The 20846-nt window shown below is 57.3% G+C and carries 18 protein-coding genes; 11 read left to right on the forward strand and 7 right to left on the reverse strand.

The window, feature by feature from the left end:
• Window positions 1-70: 70 nt before the first annotated feature.
• Entirely contained in the window at window positions 71-1882 is a 1812-nt protein-coding gene (locus tag ACQQCD_RS11510) for an AMP-dependent synthetase/ligase (protein WP_430268523.1), read from the reverse strand.
• 126 nt (window positions 1883-2008) lie between these two features.
• Here ACQQCD_RS11510 and ACQQCD_RS11515 point away from each other — a divergent pair, with 126 nt between their 5' ends.
• Window positions 2009-3073, forward strand: coding sequence for an ROK family glucokinase (locus ACQQCD_RS11515; protein ID WP_430268524.1), 1065 nt, complete (start codon window positions 2009-2011; stop codon window positions 3071-3073).
• 14 nt (window positions 3074-3087) lie between these two features.
• On the opposite strand, the gene ACQQCD_RS11520 is transcribed toward ACQQCD_RS11515, so the two are convergent.
• From ACQQCD_RS11520 to ACQQCD_RS11530, 3 genes are all read right to left on the reverse strand, one after another.
• Window positions 3088-3561, reverse strand: coding sequence for a hypothetical protein (locus ACQQCD_RS11520; protein WP_430268525.1), 474 nt, complete (start codon window positions 3559-3561; stop codon window positions 3088-3090).
• Window positions 3548-4363, reverse strand: a complete 816-nt coding sequence (locus ACQQCD_RS11525; RefSeq protein ID WP_430268526.1) for an alpha/beta hydrolase — start codon at window positions 4361-4363, stop codon at window positions 3548-3550. The genes ACQQCD_RS11520 and ACQQCD_RS11525 overlap by 14 nt, the downstream gene beginning before the upstream one ends.
• Before the next feature lie 61 nt (window positions 4364-4424).
• A complete protein-coding gene (locus ACQQCD_RS11530; RefSeq protein ID WP_430268527.1) occupies window positions 4425-5237 on the reverse strand; it encodes an alpha/beta hydrolase in 813 nt (270 codons plus the stop codon).
• Window positions 5238-5347: 110 nt separating this feature from the next.
• Between ACQQCD_RS11530 and ACQQCD_RS11535 the strand changes: the two genes are divergently transcribed.
• Together ACQQCD_RS11535 and ACQQCD_RS11540 are read left to right on the forward strand one after the other, a co-directional pair.
• A complete protein-coding gene (locus ACQQCD_RS11535; protein ID WP_430268528.1) occupies window positions 5348-6064 on the forward strand; it encodes a lysophospholipid acyltransferase family protein in 717 nt (238 codons plus the stop codon).
• A 61-nt stretch (window positions 6065-6125) separates the two neighbouring features.
• On the forward strand, window positions 6126-7556 hold the full coding sequence (locus ACQQCD_RS11540) for a class II 3-deoxy-7-phosphoheptulonate synthase (RefSeq protein WP_430268529.1): 1431 nt from the start codon (window positions 6126-6128) through the stop codon (window positions 7554-7556).
• Here the strand turns inward: ACQQCD_RS11540 and pknB are convergent.
• A complete protein-coding gene (gene pknB, locus ACQQCD_RS11545) occupies window positions 7553-9649 on the reverse strand; it encodes a Stk1 family PASTA domain-containing Ser/Thr kinase (RefSeq protein WP_430268530.1) in 2097 nt (698 codons plus the stop codon). The genes ACQQCD_RS11540 and pknB overlap by 4 nt on opposite strands.
• Before the next feature lie 105 nt (window positions 9650-9754).
• A complete protein-coding gene (locus ACQQCD_RS11550; protein WP_430268531.1) occupies window positions 9755-11125 on the reverse strand; it encodes a LysM peptidoglycan-binding domain-containing protein in 1371 nt (456 codons plus the stop codon).
• A 264-nt stretch (window positions 11126-11389) separates the two neighbouring features.
• On the opposite strand from ACQQCD_RS11550, the gene ACQQCD_RS11555 reads away from it, so the two are divergent.
• Window positions 11390-11743 carry an Rv2175c family DNA-binding protein gene (locus ACQQCD_RS11555; RefSeq protein WP_430268532.1) on the forward strand — a complete coding sequence of 118 codons (354 nt, stop codon included), beginning with the start codon at window positions 11390-11392 and terminating at the stop codon, window positions 11741-11743.
• Window positions 11744-11815: 72 nt separating this feature from the next.
• Here ACQQCD_RS11555 and ACQQCD_RS11560 read toward each other — a convergent pair whose 3' ends face one another.
• A complete protein-coding gene (locus ACQQCD_RS11560) occupies window positions 11816-12910 on the reverse strand; it encodes a polyprenyl synthetase family protein (RefSeq protein WP_430268533.1) in 1095 nt (364 codons plus the stop codon).
• A gap of 142 nt (window positions 12911-13052) precedes the next feature.
• Here ACQQCD_RS11560 and dinB point away from each other — a divergent pair, with 142 nt between their 5' ends.
• The 7 genes from dinB (at window position 13053) to ACQQCD_RS11595 (ending at window position 20845) form a co-directional block, all read left to right on the forward strand.
• On the forward strand, window positions 13053-14207 hold the full coding sequence (gene dinB, locus ACQQCD_RS11565) for a DNA polymerase IV (protein WP_430268569.1): 1155 nt from the start codon (window positions 13053-13055) through the stop codon (window positions 14205-14207).
• Window positions 14208-14314: 107 nt separating this feature from the next.
• The gene (locus tag ACQQCD_RS11570) at window positions 14315-14683 is read left to right on the forward strand and encodes a DUF3040 domain-containing protein (protein WP_430268534.1); all 369 of its coding nucleotides are present in this window, start codon (window positions 14315-14317) and stop codon (window positions 14681-14683) included.
• A gap of 301 nt (window positions 14684-14984) precedes the next feature.
• Window positions 14985-15416, forward strand: a complete 432-nt coding sequence (mraZ, locus tag ACQQCD_RS11575; protein WP_430268535.1) for a division/cell wall cluster transcriptional repressor MraZ — start codon at window positions 14985-14987, stop codon at window positions 15414-15416.
• A gap of 213 nt (window positions 15417-15629) precedes the next feature.
• Window positions 15630-16628 (forward strand): 16S rRNA (cytosine(1402)-N(4))-methyltransferase RsmH, encoded by a 999-nt coding sequence (gene rsmH, locus ACQQCD_RS11580; protein WP_430268536.1) that lies wholly within the window; start codon window positions 15630-15632, stop codon window positions 16626-16628.
• Window positions 16625-17287 (forward strand): hypothetical protein, encoded by a 663-nt coding sequence (locus tag ACQQCD_RS11585; RefSeq protein ID WP_430268537.1) that lies wholly within the window; start codon window positions 16625-16627, stop codon window positions 17285-17287. The genes rsmH and ACQQCD_RS11585 overlap by 4 nt, the downstream gene beginning before the upstream one ends.
• Before the next feature lie 49 nt (window positions 17288-17336).
• Complete coding sequence (locus tag ACQQCD_RS11590; protein WP_430268538.1) at window positions 17337-19133, forward strand: peptidoglycan D,D-transpeptidase FtsI family protein; 1797 nt, start codon at window positions 17337-17339, stop codon at window positions 19131-19133.
• Between the two features lie 92 nt (window positions 19134-19225).
• Window positions 19226-20845 (forward strand): UDP-N-acetylmuramoyl-L-alanyl-D-glutamate--2,6-diaminopimelate ligase, encoded by a 1620-nt coding sequence (locus ACQQCD_RS11595; RefSeq protein ID WP_430268539.1) that lies wholly within the window; start codon window positions 19226-19228, stop codon window positions 20843-20845.
• The last annotated feature ends 1 nt before the right edge of the window (window position 20846 follow it).

The raw sequence follows: 20846 nt of genomic DNA on the forward strand, positions 1-20846 counted from the left end.
TCATACGTAGAAGGGGCGGACCAAGCAAATGCTTGGTCCGCCCCTTCTGGCTTAGCTGCTAGTAAAAGAGCTAAGACGGCTTTTTCGCTTCATACATTTCTTCCACAACGGCATTATAAGCCTTTACGACCTGAGCTCGTTTGACCTTCAAAGAGGGAGTCAGGTGACCCGATGCTTCAGTGAAATCACTGGTGACGATCCGGAATGATTTGATGGCCTCCGCGTGGCTGACCGACTGGTTGGCGCGGTCAATCAGCTTCTGGACCTGAGCATGAATCTGAGGATCCTTGACGGCGTCATCGATGCTCATTTTGCCGGAAAGGTTGTGACGTTCCAGCCAGCCCGGAAGTGCTTCCTCATCGAGGGTAACCAGGGCTCCGATAAAGGGGCGGTTGTCACCAACCACAAGGACCTGGGACACCAAAGCATCGGCGCGAATCTGGTCCTCAAGGAGGGCCGGAACAACGTTCTTTCCACTGGCGGTAACGATGATTTCCTTTTTGCGGCCAGTAATCTTCAAAAAGCCGTCGGTATCGAGCTCGCCAATGTCTCCGGTGTGGAACCAGCCATCGGTAAAGGCCTGCTCGGTGAGTTCGGCGCGCTTGTAGTAACCGCGCATGACACAGAAACCCTTGGCGAGAATTTCGCCGTCGTCTGCAATCTTGACTGCGTTACCTGGAAGTGGGCGGCCTACTGTCCCAATCTTGATGCGGGCCGGAGTGTTAACTGTGATGGGCGCAGTGGTTTCAGTGAGCCCGTAGCCTTCGAGGATCTGCATTCCAATCCCTTGGAAGAAGTAGCCTAGGCGTTCACCCAGCGGGCCACCACCAGAGACAGCATGCGCAACGTGGCCACCCATGGCCGTGCGCAGTTTGGCGTAGACGAGCTTGTCGAACACGGCGTGCTTGATCTTAAGACCCAAGCCGGCTTTGCCGTTCTGCTGCGCGCGGGCGTAGGCGATAGCGGTCTCGGCGGCCTTGTGGAAGATGGCGCCCTTGCCGCCGTCCTCGGCCTTGGTCAGTGCTGAGTTGTAAACCTTCTCGAAAACGCGGGGAACGGCCAAAATGAAGGTTGGCTGGTAGCTCTGCAGATCCGCCAAAAGGTTCTTGATATCTGGCGTATGGGCAACCGTGGCTCCCGCTGCAACACTGAGCACTGAGATGAATCGAGCGAAGACGTGGGCCAAGGGCAAAAACATAATGGTCTTGGCGTTCTGATTCACGATTTCGCCCAAGCTCGCAAGAGCATTGTCCGAAAGCTCCACAAAGTTGCCATGTGTCAGTTCGCAGCCTTTGGGGCGTCCGGTGGTTCCGGAGGTGTAGATAATCGTGGCAACGTCAGCAAGGTTTGCGGTGGAACGGCGGGTTTCCAGTTCTTCATCGCTGACATTAACGCCCGCCTTACGAAGCGCATCGAGTCCACGGCCCTCCAACTGCCAAACGTTTTTTAGCGCTGCCAGGTTCTCTGAGGCGGCTGCTGCACGGATGATGTTCTCGTGGTTACTAGATTCGGCAAAAGCGGCGACGGCACCCGAATCGCCCAGGTTCCATGCGACTTGCGAGGGGGAGGAGGTTTCGTAGATTGGTACAGAAACGGCGCCGGAGAACCAAATAGCGAAGTCCACAAGGGCCCATTCGTAACGAGTGCGGGCCATAATTCCCACACGGTCACCGGCGGCCACACCGCTTGCCATCAAGCCTTTTGCAATGCGCACCACATCGGCGTGGAAGTCTTTGGCCGAAATATCATTCCATGTTCCTGCAGCGTCACGGACCGAAAATAGTGCAGGATTCGCGGCAGAATTGCTTTGCCGCAGTACTAGATCGGTGATGTTGATCTCCGGGGCCACATTGACCAGGGGAGGGACGCTGAGTTCGCGCACGATAGCTCCTTCGATATCCGTTCCCCAAGGGGGCTTGATCTAACTCTAGTCGCCCGGGGATTGCTGTGATTTAGATTATACCTACTCGCCAGTAACATTGGGCATTCCGCCGTAGGATGGTTGCTTATGGCACCCTTTTCCGCGCATCATCAAGGCCCCCGCAGCTCGCGCCGACAAGCGTTTCGTTCAGTACCGCGCCCTAGAGCAGCCAGTCTGCGGCTGCGCCGACGAGGGCACGCCATTGGTATAGACATCGGTGGGACCAAAGTTGCGGCCGGCGTTGTGGACGCTGACGGGAACATTCTAGCCAGCGCCCGGCGCGAGACCCCGGGAAGTGATCCTCGCGCCGTCGAAAGCGTGATCGTTGAACTTGTTAAGGAACTTAGTGAGGGGCACCGCGTATCAAGCGTTGGCATCGGTGCAGCTGGCTGGATGGATCTGGCCGGTGCCACAGTCCTCTTTAGCCCGCACCTCGCTTGGCGCAATGAGCCCGTTCGGGAAAATCTGGAACGGCTTTTGCAGCGCAAAGTCCTTTTAGTGAACGACGCCGATGCCGCCGGCTGGGGCGAGTGGCGCTTCGGAGCGGGGCGGGGCGAAGACCGCTTGGTGTGCATCACTTTGGGAACCGGAATCGGCGGCAGTATGGTTTACGACGGCAAACTCGAACGTGGCCGGTTCGGTGTGGCAGGGGAGTTTGGGCATCAGATTATGGTCCCGGGCGGGCACCGCTGTGAATGCGGCAACCGTGGCTGTTGGGAGCAATACGCCTCGGGGAACGCCTTGGGCAGGGAAGCGCGGGGGCTCGCTGAGGCTAATTCGCCAGTGGCCCAAGAACTTCTACGAGCCGTGGGTGGTGTCAGTTCAAAGATCACGGGAGTGACAGTCACCGAAGCAGCCCAAGCTGGCGACGCTGCCTCGATGGAACTCATCCAAGACGTGGGGGAATGGCTGGGCCTAGGCCTTGCCAATCTCGCCGCGGCATTGGACCCCGGAACCTTTGTGATCGGCGGGGGGCTTTCCACAGCCGGTGCACTGTTATTGGAACCCGCTGAAAGATCCTTTAAACGGCACTTGACCGGCCGTGGCTTCCGCCCGCCCGCAACAATCACCCTCGCCGCACTGGGTGAGCATGCCGGACTGATCGGCGCGGCAGATCTTTCGCGGGTTAGTGGGCGGACGGCGGGCCGCTAAAGGCGCGTTGGCTGCTAAAGCCTTGCTCCGTCGTCGTGGTCATCTTTTTCTTGCGGAAGTCGCCACATCAAAAAAACCACCGAGGCAACAAAAATGGCGATGAGGGCCCACACGCCCACCGCGGGAACGTTTCGGAAGAAGATCACACACAAGACCAAAGCAAGCGGGGCTCCCACTGCGCCCAGCCAAGCGAGCACCGATTGTGGCGCGGCCCCAGCTAACGACGGCGGTTCTTCGGGAACGAATTCCTCCGGTTCCTCCTCTGCGATGTAGTCACGCGGACCGTAAGCAGGGGTGACTAAGTCTTTGACGCTCCGCTCTGGTTTGGCTTCCGGCAAGGGCTCCTGCCGTGACTGAGTTTCAGGCTCCTGCTTAGACTCGGGAAGCGCAGTTGGCATGGACTCTAGGCGCGCCACAAGATCCAGCCACGTGGCTTGATCATTCTGGTTGGCTCCGGTGCCGGAACCCTCCGCCTCAGACCTTGTCATCAGCGCTCTCCGCAGTAGTGGAGGAGCCCATGGTGGACCGAGAAACTCGTCTGATGAACTCCACTGAGCCGTTAAAAATGACCGGCGCGTCGTTGTCCATGGTGGCCACGTGATAGCTGTTGAGCAGCGGAATGACTTCTAGCGGTGCACCAGTCAGACCGCTGCGCAAAGCGACCATGCTGCTCTCGGAAACCACATGGTCTGTGGTCGACCGGTAAACCTGTACCGGCGCCGTAATCTGCGGCAGCAAATCGCGGGTGTTGGCGAAAAGTTTTCCAAGTTCGTGGGCGGCGGCTACCGGGGTGCGTGAATAAGCGCGCTCGTCCACTCCCGACTTGACGATGTCATTAGAGATCGGAGGTGTGGATTTCACAATGTGTTTGAGGAAGCCAGTGAGCGGCGCGCGCCAATCATCAATCACCAACCCTGGGTTGACCAGAACCACACCAGAGACCGGCCGGAGAGCCGCGGCACGTAGAGCCAGGCAGCCGCCCATGGAAAGACCCACCACAAAAACGTAGTCGCAACGGGAAGCGAGATCTTGGTAGGCCGCGTCAAAAGCCTGGTACCACTCTTGCCAGCGACGCGTTGCTAGGTCTTGCCATGAGGTGCCGTGACCGGGCAACAAGGGGAGCTCCACACTGAAGCCCGCGTCAGCAAGGTGCTGGGCCCATTCACGCATTGAGGCGGGGCTACCGGTGAATCCGTGGCACACTGCAACACCAATCCGGCATAGCTCGCCCGAACCTGTGTGACTAAACGGGTTATGGGCGGGATCTGAAACGGCTGGCAATGACGTCATATAAATTATCTTCCCCTACAGCTGCCTGATGCCCAAGGCCCAGCGTGATGTGCGCGGCGAATCAGCGAGTCATGCGGGAAATGAAGTCCACACTGTGTTGGGCAATGAGACCGGCTTCAACATCCAAAGTAGCCACGTGCGAACTACGAACCAGGGTCACCACTTCAAGTCTTTGTGCCGCTACCGATGTTCGAATAAATTCCAGTGAGTTCGCCGGAACCACCGAGTCCTGCTCTGACTTAAAGACCAGCACGGGTACATCGAGTCCCCGAATTTTGCGCCGTGTATTGCTAAAAAGACGCTTTAGCTGATGGACAGCGGCCAAAGGTGTCACGGAGTAGTCGCCGCCAGTGTCCGGGAGCCCCTGGGTGGAAGTTGTTGTCTCGCCCTCTTCGATTGGCGACGTGGTAGGCATCAGGTACTTCAGCAACGCCACAGCTTTGACGCGGCGATCGTAAAAAGACAGCGCAGGATTAACGGCTAATACTCCACAAGCTCCGTGCGTCGATGCCGTGCGAAGGGCAAGAGTGCCGCCCATTGAGAGGCCAGCGGTGAAGGTGAGACGAGTTTGTCCTCGAAGTTCTAGGTAGGCAGCTTCATAGCAGGTGGCCCACTGCCGCCAGCGGGATATCTGCAAATCCCGCCATGAAGTGCCGTGCCCTGGCAGCAAGGGAACACGTACTGCGTAGCCTTGTGCTGCCAAAGCTTGTGCCCACGGTAGGACGTCTTGTGTGCTGCCGGTAAACCCATGGCTCACAGCTACCCCAATTTCGGCGTTCTGGCCGTGACCCGGGTACTGATATCCGCCAGCACTATCAGCTTTCAGCAGCCCAGATGTAGCAAGCGGAACCACGGGTTTTTCGAGTGAATCCATAGTTCCATCGTGTCACTGTTCACTGGATTTCTCACTAGAGTAGGCTTGCACCGGTACGCCTGAGGTGGGGAAATAGTCGCCGGTGCAAGCCTGCCGAAAGAGGTCTGAACGTGTTCTATTGGGTGATGAAGGTCATTTTTTTGGGCCCGATTGTGAGATTGCTGTTCCGGCCATGGGTTAAGGGCTTGGACAACATTCCGCGCGAGGGTTCTGCCATCTTGGCTTCCAACCACTTGTCTTTTTCTGACTCCATTTTTATGCCTCTGATGGTGCCACGGCCTGTGGTCTTTTTGGCCAAATCGGAGTACTTCACTGGTAAAGGGATAAAGGGCCGTTTGACCGCTGCCTTCTTCCGCCTGACCAACCAGCTGCCGATGGACCGCTCCGGTGGCGCGGCCTCCGCATTGTCTTTGAATGCTGGCGGGGATGTTCTGAACCGCGGGGAGCTCTTAGGCATCTATCCCGAAGGAACGCGCAGCCCCGATGGTCGTTTGTACCGCGGCAAAGTTGGTGTGGCCAAGCTTGCCCTCGAATCCGGTGTTCCAGTGATTCCCGTGGCCATGATTGGCACGGATAAGGTTCAGCCCATTGGCAAACGAATGCCCAACATCCGCCGGATTGGCGTGATCTTTGGCGAACCAATGGACTTCAGCCGCTACGCCGACCAAGCTGATGACCGAAACGTTCAACGGATAGTGGTGGATGAGATCATGGCTGAATTGATGCGACTTTCCGGCCAGGAATACGTTGATGTCTACGCAGCCACCGTCAAGCAGCAATTGGCCGCAACAGAAGCCACCACCACGGATCCACCGCAAAACGTATGACGGTACAACGCCCATGGTTACGTCCTTGTGAGCAATTCCTCCCCAAGGGCTCTAATCTGGAGTGGTGACTGAGACTTCCATTACCCCAGCATCTTCCCCGTCCACGCCGGCATACCTAGGCTCGTCTGATCAGCTGTCCAGCACCGCCCAGAGCGGTGCGGCTAGCTATCCGGGCCTCGACGACTGGCGGCAGCTGCCGATTTCGCAGCAACCCACGTGGTCTGATCGCGATGTATTTGATGCGTCCGTTAAAGAGCTTTCCATCGTCCCGCCCCTAGTATTTGCCGGGGAAGTCGACGTTCTTCGGGCCCGCTTGGCCGAGGCCGCGAAAGGCAAAGCGTTTTTGCTGCAGGGTGGTGACTGCGCTGAAACGTTTGACGGTGCAACGGCAGATAAGATCAGCGCGCGTGTGCGCACTATCCTTCAAATGTCAGTGGTTTTGACCTACGGTGCATCAATGCCCGTGATCAAAATGGGCCGAATGGCTGGCCAGTTCGCCAAGCCCCGTTCCTCAAACGATGAAACGCGCGACGGCGTCACTCTCCCCGCCTTCCGCGGCGACATTGTGAATGGTTACGAATTTACGCCAGAGAGCCGCAAACACGATGCGTCTCGGATGCTCAAGGCGTACCACACGAGCGCTTCTACGCTTAACCTGATCCGGGCTTTCACCCAGGGTGGGTTTGCCGATCTGCGTTTGGTTCATCAGTGGAACAAGGGCTTCACCTCCAACCCGGCACACGCACGCTATGAGTCTTTGGCCCGCGACATTGACCGGGCCATTAAGTTCATGGGTTCTTGCGGTGCAGATTTTGAAGCACTCAAGCGGGTGGAATTCTTTGCCAGCCACGAAGCACTGCTCTTGGACTACGAGCGCGCGCTAACTCGCATCGATTCACGGACCGGTTTGCCGTATGACACCTCCGGCCACTTCTTGTGGATCGGTGAGCGGACACGCGGCCTCGAGGACGCTCACGTGGACTTCTTGTCCCGTGTCCGGAACCCCATCGGTGTGAAACTGGGCCCCGGTACCAGCGGAGATGATGCGCTGGCATTGATCGACAAGCTGGACCCCAACCGCGAACCCGGCCGTCTCACTTTTATTACCCGGATGGGCGCCAAGAATATTCGCGAGAAGCTGCCTTCTCTGGTGGAGCGGGTTACGGCCAGCGGTGCCCAGGTTCTTTGGGTTACTGACCCCATGCACGGCAACACCGTGACCTCACCGAACGGTTACAAAACTCGCAACTTTGACGATGTCATTGACGAAGTTCGTGGATTCTTTGAAGTGCACGAAGCCCTCGGCACCTTCCCCGGCGGTTTGCATGTAGAGATGACCGGCGATGACGTTGCCGAGTGCTTGGGCGGTGCTGACCCAATTGATCAGGAAGCGTTCCTTGACCGCTACGAGTCAGTATGTGATCCGCGACTGAACCACATGCAATCCCTCGAGATGGCCTTTTTGGTGGCTGGAGCCCTGGCTAAGCGCTAGACGTAGCTCAGGTGAATGGTGGAGCCCTCCGGGGCTTCACCATTCCCCGGCTCTTGGAATCGCACGGATCCGAAGAAGCCTCCGAGTAGTTCTTCGACCGTGACCTTGAATCCCAGGTCCTCAAGGATCTGGCGTGCATCGTCAATTTGTTTGCCAATGACGTTGGGGACCTTGATCATTTTGGGCCCCTTGGAAATCGTCAAGGTAACGCTCTCGCCCTTGACGAGTGTGCCGTTTGCCGGTTCCTGAGAAATCACATGGCCCTCTGGCACGGTTTTGCTGAATTCCCGCTCCGGCGCAACCACTGCCTTCAAACCAGCATCAGTGATGGCTCCAACAGCTGCCTCTTGCTCTTGACCCGTTACATCCGGGACGTTGATGGGCTGAGGGCCCTTAGAAACCGTGAGAGCCACGGGAGTGCCGTGGCGAACTGCTTTGCCCGCAGCAGGGGATTGTTTAAGCACAAAGCCGGCGGCAGCAACGTCGTCGTACACCTCGCTGATGGTGCCCAAGGCCATCTCTGCCTTGTTCAATTCATCCTTGGCGACGTCTAACTGCTTGGACGTCAAAGTGGGCAGAGCAAAAAGCTGCGGGCCTTTGGAGACCAACAGCGAAATGTTTTGAAACTTGCGGATGCGGGTCCCCGTGGGAGGGTCACTCGCCACCACCATGCCTGCTAAAACGTTGTCATCAAATACTTCTTGGGTGGTGTTGTGCATTCCCGCTGCGCTGATTTGTTGCTGCGCCGTGGAGACCGTTTTGTTCCGAACGTCCGGAATGGTGCCCTCAGCGCCCGGACCCAAACCAAAAAACCACCCGGCACTTGAGGCAAGAAGTGCCAAGAGCACAATTACCACAATCCAAATAGCACCCCGACGGCGGGAGTTCCCGTGGCGGAGAGAGGCGACCGGGGTGGCTGCAGCTTTGACCCGGTCACGCTCTTGGGCTTTGGCAGCCTTTTTCAACTCGCGTTTACTCGGCCGAGGTTCTCCACTGCCATTACCGGGACGATCGTGAACCTCGGGCACCATGGGTGAATAAGGTTGCTGCCACCGGACGCCTTGGCCCAGCACGGTAGTGGGGGACTGGCCCCCAGAAATGACCTGCGTTGCCTCGCTGTTGTAGCCGGGGCCCAAACCACCACCGTTGCCCAATACTTGGGTCCGTGTTTCGAGTACTTCGGTTCGATGGTTGTTGGGCCTCAACACCTCTGTGTTGGACGTACCTTGGCTTCCCAAGTCCAGCTCGGAGTTACTGAGAGTCGCACGCACATGACGCAGTTCACCCAGTAGCGCATCGGCATCCACTGGACGATTTTCAGGGTCCTTGGCAGTGCACCACAGCACTAACTCATCAAGGTCCTGAGCTAGGCCCGGGACGAGGGTGGAAGGTGCTGGGACGGTGGAGTTGGCGTGCTGGTAGGCCACCTGAAGGGGAATCTCGCCCGTAAATGGTTGTTGCCCGGTGAGCATTTCGAAGAGCATAATGCCCACCGAATAAATATCACTCCTTGCGTCGGCAGCACGTCCCAACACTAGTTCGGGAGAAAGGTAAGCAACTGTGCCAATAAGGGCGCCAGTGCTTGTAGTGGTGGTGACTGCTCGGGAGAGACCAAAATCGCCAATTTTGATGTGACCGGTATCTGAGAGCAACACATTCTCAGGTTTGACGTCACGGTGGATCAGCCCCGCACGATGTGCAGCGGCTAGACCCTCTACGATCGCATCCAAATACGCCAAGGCGAGGCGCGGTGTCAGCGCACCCTTATCTTTCATCACGTCCCTGAGCGTGTGGCCCTTGATGTACTCCATCACCAGGTACGCAGTGTGCTGATCTTGCCCCTGATCCAGAACGGCCACTACGTGCGGGTGTGAGAGCCTGGCAGCCGCTTTGGCTTCGCTGCCCAAACGGTCGAGGAATTGCGGGTCGCCAGAGAGGTGTGGGTGCAAAACTTTCAGGGCAACTTCCCGGTCCAAACGCTGGTCAATTGCCAAATACACAGTGGACATACCTCCGCGTGCCAGCTTGGCGCTGACGCGGTACCGCATATCTACTAGGGTGCCAATCAAGGCATCGCTCACGTGTTCCTGCACCCTTCGATCCTAAATGCTTGCGAAAAGGGGTCCCGAAGCGACATGCTCGGGACCCCTTTTCGTTATGTAGTGCTTTTGAGCTCTACCGAACCACCTTGCGTGCGTTTAGAAGGTAGCGCGGTGTGCTTTGATCGCGGCTACGTACGCCTTGGTATCGGAATACATGCCGTAAAGCTCTACCGAATACTGCCCCTGATAGTAACCGGCAATAGCGTAGTCAGTGTTTTTGCTGGTTCTAAGCAAAGAACGGATGAGCGCCACGCCGGCGGTGACGTTGTCATAGGGGTCCAAGAGATTGAGCTTGCGGCCCACCATCGAGGAAGCCCACTCACCCGAGCTCGGAATAACCTGCATGGTGCCAATGGCATTGGCGGGGGAGACTGCACGCTGATTGAAGCCCGACTCTTGGTAGGCAAAAGCCATAGCCAACTTGGGATCCACTCCCATACGAACTGCCGTGCTGCGAACAATCTCTTTCATCTGTGCCTGGCTCGGAACAGGAGCCGCGTTGAGCAGGGCCTTGTTAGCGTTAGCTGAGCTGACCACAGCTGCGGGGTAGTGGTAGCCCAAGAAGCTGCTGGGAACCAACGGCGTAGTAGTTCCGCCGGCGGGCTGAACAGCAGTGGGTGTGCTGGCTACTGAGCCGCTAAGCCGGATTTTCTGGCCCGGGTAGATGATCGAGCTCATTGAGAGTCCGTTGGCGCTGAGCAGCGAGGACAGCGAAACGCCGTGCCGTCCTGCAATACCGCCGAGGGTGTCGCCGGACTTGACTGTGTAGGTACCGGTGGTGGTTGCGGGTTTGCTGGCCGCTGGCTTGCTAGCGGCAGGCTTGACGGCCGCCGGTGTGCTGGCTGCCGAGCCGCTAAGCCGGATTTTCTGGCCCGGGTAGATGATCGAGCTCATTGAGAGTCCGTTGGCGCTGAACAGGGAGGAGAGCGAAACGCCGTGCCGTCCAGCAATACCGCCGAGGGTGTCGCCGGACTTGACTGTGTAGGTACCGGACGTGCTGGCAATTGCCGTCGGCTTAGGTGCGGTGGTCTTGACCGGTGCTGCTGCCGTGGCGGTGCCACTGAGCTTGATCTTTTGACCAGGGTAAATGATCTGGGTTGCACGGAGGTTATTGATGCGCAGGACTTCAGAGGTCTTCAGACCATAACGAGCTGCGATTCCGCTGATCGTATCGCCGGACTTGATGGTGTAAGTGCCGGGAACGGAAGCCATGGGGCGCAATGCCGAAGGGACGGTGCTGGCAACTTTGGCGGAAGGGATTTGGACCTTGGCCGCGGCTGCTTGGGCTTCCATAGCCGCCTTGAGCGTAGCCGGAATTTTTTGGTAGGGCTGAGAGGGCGCTTGGGCTTCTGCCGGCTGCGCGAGTGCCAGCGAGGACAGTACGACGACGGGCAGTGCCGCCGTTGTAACGGCCACTTTAGCCCTTGACTGCAGCGGACGGAACTTCGGCGATGGGGGGGTCGTCATAAAGAAGATCCTCATTCTGGGTGTAGGCGCCATCCGATCGGACGGTCTGTTGCCAGTGTGACTGATGTTATTCAAGTATGGTCATGTTACAAATGTGACCCATGTGAATCTCTCACGAATTTCGATCTAGCACAAGATTTGAACTACAGCCGACAAGACAAATTCCCGGAGTGTCGACATTTCTTCATCACAAATTCACTACCAGCGGCCTCAAAATGGCTCCGCCTTTAGGCTCCAAGCCTTGTGCCGTGGCAACCTTTAAGCGTGAGTAATGCAGAGACCCTTGTGGGTGAGTGGCTACCGTTCCCGGACGTAGCCCAAATGTTGGATGTAACAGTTACCAAGGTGCACGGACTTGTTGACGAAGGTGCTCTTGTAGCCCTGCGTGTAGGCGACCGCGGAATCCGCAAGATTCCGGCCGCGTTCTTGAACGACGGCGTGATTTTGGACAGTCTAAAAGGCACCGTCGCTGTCTTGCGCGATGCAGGCTACAACGACGAGGACATGCTCGTGTGGTTGTTTACCGAGGATGAGTCACTGCCTGGACGTCCGATCGATGCCCTTATTGAAGGTCGTAAAACGGAAATTCGTCGTCGGGCCCAATCGCTCGCCTGGTGAGTTGTCGCTCGCCTGGTAGGTAGTCGCCCGCGTAGTAGTCAGAACTGCCTGGTAGGCAAGCTGGTTTTCAGACTACGCTGCGCGACGAACTGCGCCGTGCGCCAAACGGTCCAGGGCCTCTCTGACCTCCACCGCGAGGCCCAAAGAATCCAGCGCGGCCAAGGCGTCCCCGCTGAGCTCTTCGATCAGGGCTTCTGTAGCAGTGAGTGCTCCACTATTGGTGATGACTTCGCGAATGCGAGCCAAGTGTCCGTCGCTGAGTTCGGGCTTGCCCAAGTGCTCTTCGATCAGGGCAGCTTCCTCGGTAGAGGCGTGTTCCAAGGCAAGCGCCATCAAGACGGTGCGCTTACCTTCTCTAATGTCGTCACCAGCGGGTTTGCCAGTGACTGCCGGGTCGCCGAAAACTCCTAGTACGTCGTCGCGCAGTTGAAATGCTTCTCCCAGTGGAAGCGAAAAACGCGAGTATCCGGCGGTGAGTGATGTCGGCGCTCCAGCGAGTGCACCGCCCAAAGCAAAGGGATGCTCTGTGGTGTACTTTGCGGATTTAAAACGAATGATGGACCGGGCACGCTTGACGGCTGTGGCGGGATCGCGCAGCGGACCAGCCACTTCCTCGAGGATGTCTAAATATTGTCCGGCCATTACTTCGGCGCGCATCTGGTTGAAAATCTCTCGAGCCCCCGTGCCATGAGCCGAGAGTGGACCAATCGCGGAGAACACTTCCTCGCTCAAAGACAAACAAAGATCCCCAGTCAGAATGGCGGCTGCATGGCCGAAGCGCTCCTCGTCCAAGGCCCAACCTTCAGCACGGTGGAGGAGGGAAAAACGGCGGTGGACGCTGGGGCCGCCGCGGCGAGTATCAGAACGGTCAATGATGTCGTCGTGAATCAACGCAGCGGCTTGGAACAACTCCAAGGCTGCACCGGCGATCACAATTTCTGGCGCTAGGGCTGCACCACCTGCACCGCGCCATCCCCAATAGCAGAGAGTAGCCCGCAAGCGCTTCCCGCCAGTGACTAGCGCGGAGATTGAATCCAGGAGCGGCTGAACATCGGGGGAGATGTCATCAACCAGTTTCTGGCGAGAAGCCAAGAATTTTTGGAGATGATCGGCAACAGCGGCGACAAACTGCTCTTGTTCTTGGGCACTTGCTGCGTCCGAACTCACTACTTGGCTCCTTGGTTGATACTTCTACGGCTCATCGCTCATAGACCCCCACTCAGTTTAGTCAGTGCTGGCGCCTAAGATTGAAGCCGTGAACCAGGAACAGCTGCGCGAATTGCGAAAATGCAGCATCCTGCACGTGGACATGGATGCGTTCTTTGTCTCGGTAGAGCTGCGTGAACGTCCAGAACTCGTGGGCAAACCCGTGATTGTGGGTTTTCCCACGGGCCGCTCCGTGGTGCTCTCAGCTTCTTATTCAGCTCGCAAACTCGGTGTGAAGTCTGCCATGCCCATGGCGGTTGCCATGCGAATGGCTCCTACGGCGGTGGTTATTGAGCCACGGCATTCCTTGTACTACGAGGTATCAAAACAGATCATGGAGATCTTCCACTCGGTTACCGATCAAGTGGAGCAGCTAAGTGTTGACGAAGCATTTTTGGACGTGGCAGGTGCCATCCGTCGTTTGGGAACACCGGAAGAGATCGGACAGATGATCCGACGCCGGGTGGCAACAGAGTTGGGAATTACGGCTTCTGTGGGAATCGCCGCGAGCAAGTTCGTGGCAAAGATCGCCTCCACACGATGCAAGCCCGATGCTCTGCTGAAGATTGAGCCGGATCAGACCATTACTTATTTGCATTCGCTGCCCGTCAGCGCGCTCTGGGGTGTTGGGGCAAAATCCGTCGAAACCCTGGCGCGGATTGGAATCCGAACCGTGGCAGACGTAGCCGCCACACCGCCGTCGTCCTTAAAGAAGCTGCTTGGCGCTAGTGGTGAGCATGTCTACGAGCTCGCTTGGGGACGCGATGGTCGAAAGGTCACCCCTGAACGCACGGAGAAAAGCATTGGGGCCGAAGAGACGTTCTCGATCGATGTTCATGATGTTGGCCGGCTCAAACAAGAACTCCTTCGGCTCTCGCATCGAGTAGGCGAGCGGCTGCGCTCCGGTGGAGTCGCTGGACGAACCGTGGCGCTGAAGCTCCGCTACGAGGATTTCAGTTTGGTGAGCCGGAGCCGGTCACTCACGGTACCAGCGGACAATGCAACGCAGATTTACCAGACTGTGTGTGGACTCTTGGATGCTTTGACGCCGTTGCCGCAGTCCGTGCGTTTGATTGGGGTTCGCGTTGAATCTCTGGAATCGGCCGGCAACGGAGCTCTGCAGTTGAGCCTTGATCGGCGGGAAAATAATTGGCGCGCAGCTGAAGCCGCTTTGGACCAAGCTGCGGCTCGTTTTGGTTCCGCAGCCGTCACGCCAGCGAAGTTGATGCCTAAACGCAACAACAAGGGCCAGCTGTGATCTGCACGTCTTTCAGTTAGCCCCGCAACAACCTATTCTAGATAGACACAGTAATTGTGAATTGATTGATGCCAACGGCACAACGCAGTGACACCTAGGAGGTCGTGATGCCGCTTTCGGAGCACGAACAGAGGCTACTCGAGCAGTTAGAGAAACAACTGCATGAGGACGATCCCCGTTTTGCTAGCTCGATGGAGACTGGCGCCGCACGTCGCTGGTCTACGCGCCATCTCATTTTGGGAGTGCTGGCAGCGATAGTAGGCATCCTGGTCCTGTTGGTTGGAGTCTCAACTCAGCTGATCATTGTGGGTGTGCTCGGCTTTCTGGTGATGGGCGCTGGCGTTTACTTTGCAACCTTGCGCCCCCGCGGCGCGGGGAAGGTGAATAATCCGTCCAGTACAGGGACCAAGCCCCGTAGTTCTTTTATGAACAACCTCGAAGAACGTTGGGATGCCCGGCGCCGTGAAGAGCCGTAATTTCGGTTCTTCAAGCACCCTGTAGCTCCTCCACTTTGCACCACTTGAGCGCTGCAACGTCACAATAAGCTCCAAAAACCCTTCATAGGCTCGCTTCGGCGGGCCTTTGACGTTTAAATCCCTCCACATTCCACCACTTGCTATTTCCTTGCAGTGACGCGGAATTTATTCCCAACACACCCTGCGGAAGTGCTTTTTTGTCTTGACCGTGGTGCGAAGTGGAGTAAAGTGGAGCATGTAAGAGGGTAGTGGCAGCGCGGGGTACGTGTAGCCCCCTTTTGAACAGATCGGCGGTGGGTACGTGTTTCTTGGCACGCATTCTCCACGTCTGGATGAAAAGGGACGCATCATCCTGCCAGCCAAGTTTCGCGAGGAACTGTCCAACGGTTTGGTTCTCACTAGAGGCCAGGAGCGTTGTATCTACGTCTTCAGTCAGCGGGAATTTGAAAAAGTTCACGAGCAAATGCGGGAGGCTCCGATCTCCTCCAAGCAAGCCCGTGACTATATTCGAGTTTTTCTCTCTGGAGCCTCTGACGAGGTACCTGACAAGCAAGGGCGCATCACCATTCCGCCGGCATTGCGTGCATACGCCGGGCTGGGCAGGGAACTGGCTGTCATTGGAGCCGGATCCAGGGCCGAGATTTGGGATATGCAGGCTTGGACTGACTACCTCGAGGAGAAGGAAAGCGTCTTCTCCGAAACGGACGACAACGGGATTCCCGGAATCTTCTAAGTTGTGGCCGGGCCACAACACAGTGGAAACCGGTTCAGGAACCAAGGTTCCTGGATGAGATCTCCAGCCGCCCAGACTGCACCAACCTGGCTTCACTTCCCCGGAGCCAGGCGGGACGCACTCTAGGCGCGGATGGGGACCTGATCTAGGAAACATCAGCAGGGATCATCAACACCACGCCAGTAACGAACAAGTACGGGAAGGGGAAACTTCATGGTCGAAGGCGATGGCACTAAGCCCACCTCCGAGCGTCACGTTCCCGTACTCAAAGACCGTTGCATCAAACTTCTTGAACCAGGTTTCGAAGCTGCCCGCCAGCGTGGTGAAGTCCCTGTTGTTATTGATGCCACTCTGGGCATGGGTGGTCACTCCGAAGCACTTTTGCAGCGGCACCCTGATCTGCAGCTCATTGGTATTGATAGGGATGAAGAAGCGCTTGCTTTGGCCGGCGAACGTCTTGCTCCGTTTCAAGACCGCATTGACTTGGTTCACGCGGTGTATGACGAAATTGGAGACGTGATCGAAGATCTCGGACTTCACCAAGTGCACGGAGTCCTGATGGACTTAGGTGTTTCCTCCCTGCAGCTGGATGAGCGTACCCGAGGATTTGCCTATTCCTACGATGCCCCGCTGGACATGCGAATGGACACCAGTCGCGGGCAAACAGCGGCTGACGTGGTCAATAACTACAGCGAAGAAGAGCTCGTTCGGATTATTCGTAAGTGGGGCGAAGAGAAGTTCGCTGGCCGGATCGCCAACCGCATTGTTGCCGCTCGGGAGATCAAACCGTTCCAAGGCACAGGCGAACTCGTTGACGTGATTCGGGCGGTTGTTCCCGCATCGGCCGCACGCACCGGGGGCCACCCTGCCAAGCGAACATTCCAAGCCTTGCGTATCGAAGTCAACGAAGAGCTCGACGTTCTTGAGCGTGCTGTCCCGGCTGCAGTTGCCTCGATCGCCTTGGGTGCACGCGTGGTGGTGATGTCCTATCACTCGCTCGAAGACAAGATCGTCAAGAGCGTCTTCGCGGCAGGGTCCAAGTCCTCGGCGCCCCTTGGGTTTCCAGTGGAACTCGAAGAGCACAAAGCACAACTCAAGACCATCACTAAAGGCACCGAGGTGCCCACCGCGGCAGAAATTGCTGAGAATCCCCGTGCCGCGTCAGCTCGTCTGCGCGCCGTAGAACGTATCAAAGCCAGGAGGGCCAAATGAGCGCCGGAGCAAACTACAGCTTCCAGTCTGTTGTGGGTAACACCGCACGATCATTGGTTGGCGCTGCGCAAGCGCCTTCCCGGCGTCAGCGCACTCCGCTGTCCCTGGTGCAGAGCACACCGCGCCGCAAACGCGCCCCGTTTGTGGTCTTCTGCTTCGCAGTGCTCGCTGTGGCTCTTCTAGGAGTACTGGTTCTCAACATTCAGGTTTCCAAAGGTCAGTACCAACTCGTTGAGCTGAAGGCCGAGCAGTCCTCGCTCAACAAACAGAACCAAGAGCTGACACAGCAAGTCCAAAACTTCGAAGCTCCCCAGAATTTGGCGGCCAAGGCTTCACAATTGGGAATGGTTGCTTCGACAGTCCAGGGTCAGATTGATCTTAAAACCTTGGCTGTAAGCGGTAAGGCAGCTCCGGCGGTCAAGGATGACAACAACAAGGGCGCCATCATCGCTGCTCCGGCAGTGGCTGGCCAACTTGCTGTGGTTCCCCCGGCTCCGGCTCAGGAGGCCATCGAGAACCGGGCCGCTGCCGCTGAGCAGACGGCCGCAACTCCTGAAGCTGTGGCAACGCCAGCAGCTAAGGCTCCGGAAGCTAAAGCACCCGTGGTGCTGAACGGCGGCACCATTCCGGCTCCGGCGCAGAAAACGCCAGGTCAGTGAGTAAGTGAACTGCCCGGGTAAACCGGTCAACGATCAATGAGGTAAGTACGTGGCGCAGAGCAGCAAAAAGGCAAAAGCTCAGAGGAACACAGGCGCCACTCGCCGCCTCCGGGTGGGCTTGGCAATTATGCTCACCCTCTTGCTGGTCGTAGCTGGCAAGCTTTTTTTGGTTCAAGGCCTTGACGTTGGCGGATTAGCCGAAGCGGCGCAGAACAACCGGGCGCGAAGCATGATTCTTCCGGCCGCTCGTGGACAGATTGTTGACGAAAAGGGCACTGTTCTGGCCACATCAGTGATCCGTTATGACATCTCCATCGATCAGGCGCTCAACACCAAAACCACCGAGTTCCCGCACAAGGATGACAAATCTGGTGAGGTGCTTGAGGTTAGCCGTGATCAAGGCTTGAGCGATTTGGCCAAATTGCTGGGTATGGAAACAGCCCAAGTGAAAGAGCTAGCTACTGGCGAATCCGCTTACAAACTTATGGCCCGCAATGTCAAGCCGGATGTGGCAGATGCCATCATGGCACTCCACGTGCCAGGTGTTGTAGCCAGCGGCGTGAGCCAGCGTGTTTACCCGAACGGTGCTGTTGCTGGCGGCGTGGTTGGATTCCTGCAGGATGGCACCACGGGTCAAGCAGGCATTGAGCAGACTCAGGACTCGGTGCTCAAAGGCAAAGCCGGTGAGCGGAGCTATGAGATCGGCGCAGACGGTTTGGTCATCCCGGTAGCCCCGGACAAGTTGACCCCAGCCGAAAATGGCAAGACGGTGAAGCTTACGCTCAACAGCGACATTCAATACTTTGCTCAACAAGCTATTCAGACTCAGGTAGACAAGCTGAACGCTGAATGGGGCAGCATCGTGATTATGGACAGCAAAACCGGCAATTTGATAGCCCTTGCTGATACCAACTCACCGGACCCTAACGATCCTGGCAAAGTGGCGGCTGAAGACCGCGGTGTGCGTTCCGTGACGGCAGCCTATGAGCCCGGCTCGGTGGAGAAAGTTCTCACCGCTTCCGCGTTGATCGAAGAAGGCAAAGCTACCCCGCTGTCCACCTACACTATTCCTCCCACGTACACCGTGGATGGCCAGACCTTCAGCGATGCCTTCGAGCACGGTACTGAAAAGCGGACATTGGCCGGCATCTTAGGGTTCTCCATGAACACCGGAACCGTCATGGCTGGCCAAGCGCTGAGCCGTCAACAGCGTTACGACTGGCTCAGCAAGTTTGGCATCGGTAAAACACCAGACATTCCCTTGCCGGGTGTTGGTCAAGGCATCTTGTCCAAGCCAGACAAATGGGATGACCGCCAGCAGTACACAGTGCTGTTTGGCCAGGGTGTTTCACAGACAACCTTGCAGACCGTCCGTGCGTACCAAAGCATCGCAAACAACGGTGTGATGCTTCAGCCCCGCCTCATTGATTCATACATCAACCCAGATGGCACCGAAGAGAAGGTTCCAGCGGCTGACCCGCAAACCATCGTCTCCGATTCCACGGCCAAGCAGGTTCGCTCGATTTTGGAAAGTAACGTGACCGAGGGCGAGATCAAGGAAGCCGCAATCGACGGCTACCGGATCGGTGCAAAAACCGGAACCTCGGAATCGCCGTGCGACAACGGGCAGCCAGGCTTCTGTGGATACACCGCTTCGATGGTGGGTATGGCTCCAATGGACGACCCGAGGTTTATTGTAGAAATCGTGGTTCAGCGTCCCAAGGGCGACATTTATGGCATCAGCAACGGCCCAACGTTCCGTTCAGTTATGAGCCAAGTCCTCCGCACCTACAACGTTGCACCTTCCACCGGCAAGGCAGCGCACTTGCCGCAGTACGCAAAGTAATCTGAAAGCATTGGGGTTGGCCGTCAAACCTGCGGCGGCAGAACACCGTTGGTATTGCCAGCGGCCTAGAAACTAGTACTACGGAGTGTCATTTGTCTGATCAATCGTCCGGGGAGTCCGGCCAGAGCGGACGCTCACCGTTCCGTCCTTCCAACAGGACCGAAGTTTCTCTTGAACAGATCGCCCAGCAGCTCAGTGTCCCTGCACCGGGTGCGGCCGAAGTTACGGGGATCACGAGCGATTCGCGTGGTGTTGAACCGGGTGACTTGTACGTTGCGCTGCCGGGCGCCAACCGGCACGGTGCAGACTTCGCTGCTCAGGCGGCCGAGCGGGGGGCAGCGGCTGTGCTCACCGACCAAGCAGGTGCTCGTGCGCTGGCTCTTGATACTGATTTTGCCCTGCCGGTTCTTGTGACCGAGGACGTACGTGCCGTCGTCGGACCGTTGGCCGGTCTTATCTACGGCAGCCAGCCAGAAGGCGTCCTCCGTCCAGATCTTTTTGCTGTGACAGGTACCAACGGTAAAACCACCACTAGCTATTTTGTGAACTCTCTTTTGCGTTCACTGGGCAAAACCACCGGTTTGATCGGCACCATTGAGATCGTTGCCGGGGACGAACCGATTCCCAGCAAGTTGACCACTCCAGAGTCCACTGATGTCCATGCCTTGCTGGCGTTGATGCGAGAGCGCGGTATTGACGGGGCCTCCATGGAGGTTTCCTCGCACGCTTTGTCCTACCACCGTGTGGATGGAGTGCACTTCGATGTTGCGGGTTTCACCAATCTGACCCAAGACCATTTGGATCTCCACGGCACCATGGATGAGTACTTCGCCACCAAGGCCGAGCTATTTACCCCGGAACATACCGGCAGGGCAGTGATTCTTGTCGACGACGAATGGGGACAGCGCCTTGCAACGCAGGCTAGTGTTCCGGTCACTACCGTTTCGGTAGCGTCAGAAAACACTTACGACGCCGACTGGAAGTTGAGCAGCCAACAAGCCGCTGGCTTGGGTACAGACTTTGTTCTGACAAAACGTGACGGTCAAAGCCTTGCGGTCCACAGTGGCCTGCCCGGCAATTTCAACGTGGCCAATGCGGCACTGGCTGTCCTGATGGTTCTCGAATCGGGTGTACCCCTTCAGGCTCTCCAAACAGCTTTGGACACTCACGATCCACTGACTGTGGAGGTTCCTGGCCGGATGCAAATGGTGGGTACTTCGCCCGCGGCCATTGTTGATTTTGCTCACAACCCGGACGCCTTGGCACGCGCTCTTGGCGCTGTTCGATCCGGCGAAGAAGGCTCAAGGGTCATCGTCGTATTTGGGGCAACAGGACAACGCGATCAAGGTAAGCGACCCACAATGGGTGCAATCGCCGTCGAACTCGCAGACGTGGTCATCATCACCGATGATGACCCGCACGAGGAAGACGAGGCCAGTATCCGTGCAGATGTGATGGCCGGCGCCATTGGGGCGAATGAAAAGCTGACTGTGCCCCGCGTTGTGGAGGAAGTTTCACCACGTAAGGATGCCATCCGCCGTGCCGTTGAACTTGCCACCGCCAAGGACACCATTTTGGTTGCCGGACGTGGCCATGAGGTGTGGCAAGAGGTCAAAGGTGTGAACCTTCCCCTTGATGACCGCGCCGAACTTCGTAATGCCTTGACAGCATTTGGATTCAACGCTTCCTCCGCCGAGACGTTAGGCTCCTAAA

The sequence above is a fragment of the Pseudarthrobacter sp. J1763 genome (genome assembly GCF_050490295.1).
In the GTDB taxonomy this organism is placed as follows: domain Bacteria; phylum Actinomycetota; class Actinomycetes; order Actinomycetales; family Micrococcaceae; genus JBNPEO01.

Excerpts from the sequence above, each read along its gene's own strand:
- ACQQCD_RS11530 (WP_430268527.1), bottom strand. The coding sequence starts at position 5,237 with ATGGATTCACTCGAAAAACCCGTGGTTCCGCTTGCTACATCTGGGCTG.
- rsmH (WP_430268536.1), top strand. The coding sequence starts at position 15,630 with ATGGTCGAAGGCGATGGCACTAAGCCCACCTCCGAGCGTCACGTTCCC.
- ACQQCD_RS11515 (WP_430268524.1), top strand. The coding sequence starts at position 2,009 with ATGGCACCCTTTTCCGCGCATCATCAAGGCCCCCGCAGCTCGCGCCGA.
- ACQQCD_RS11525 (WP_430268526.1), bottom strand. The coding sequence starts at position 4,363 with ATGACGTCATTGCCAGCCGTTTCAGATCCCGCCCATAACCCGTTTAGT.
- ACQQCD_RS11585 (WP_430268537.1), top strand. The coding sequence starts at position 16,625 with ATGAGCGCCGGAGCAAACTACAGCTTCCAGTCTGTTGTGGGTAACACC.
- ACQQCD_RS11520 (WP_430268525.1), bottom strand. The coding sequence starts at position 3,561 with ATGACAAGGTCTGAGGCGGAGGGTTCCGGCACCGGAGCCAACCAGAAT.
- ACQQCD_RS11550 (WP_430268531.1), bottom strand. The coding sequence starts at position 11,125 with ATGACGACCCCCCCATCGCCGAAGTTCCGTCCGCTGCAGTCAAGGGCT.
- dinB (WP_430268569.1), top strand. The coding sequence starts at position 13,053 with ATGGATGCGTTCTTTGTCTCGGTAGAGCTGCGTGAACGTCCAGAACTC.
- ACQQCD_RS11570 (WP_430268534.1), top strand. The coding sequence starts at position 14,315 with ATGCCGCTTTCGGAGCACGAACAGAGGCTACTCGAGCAGTTAGAGAAA.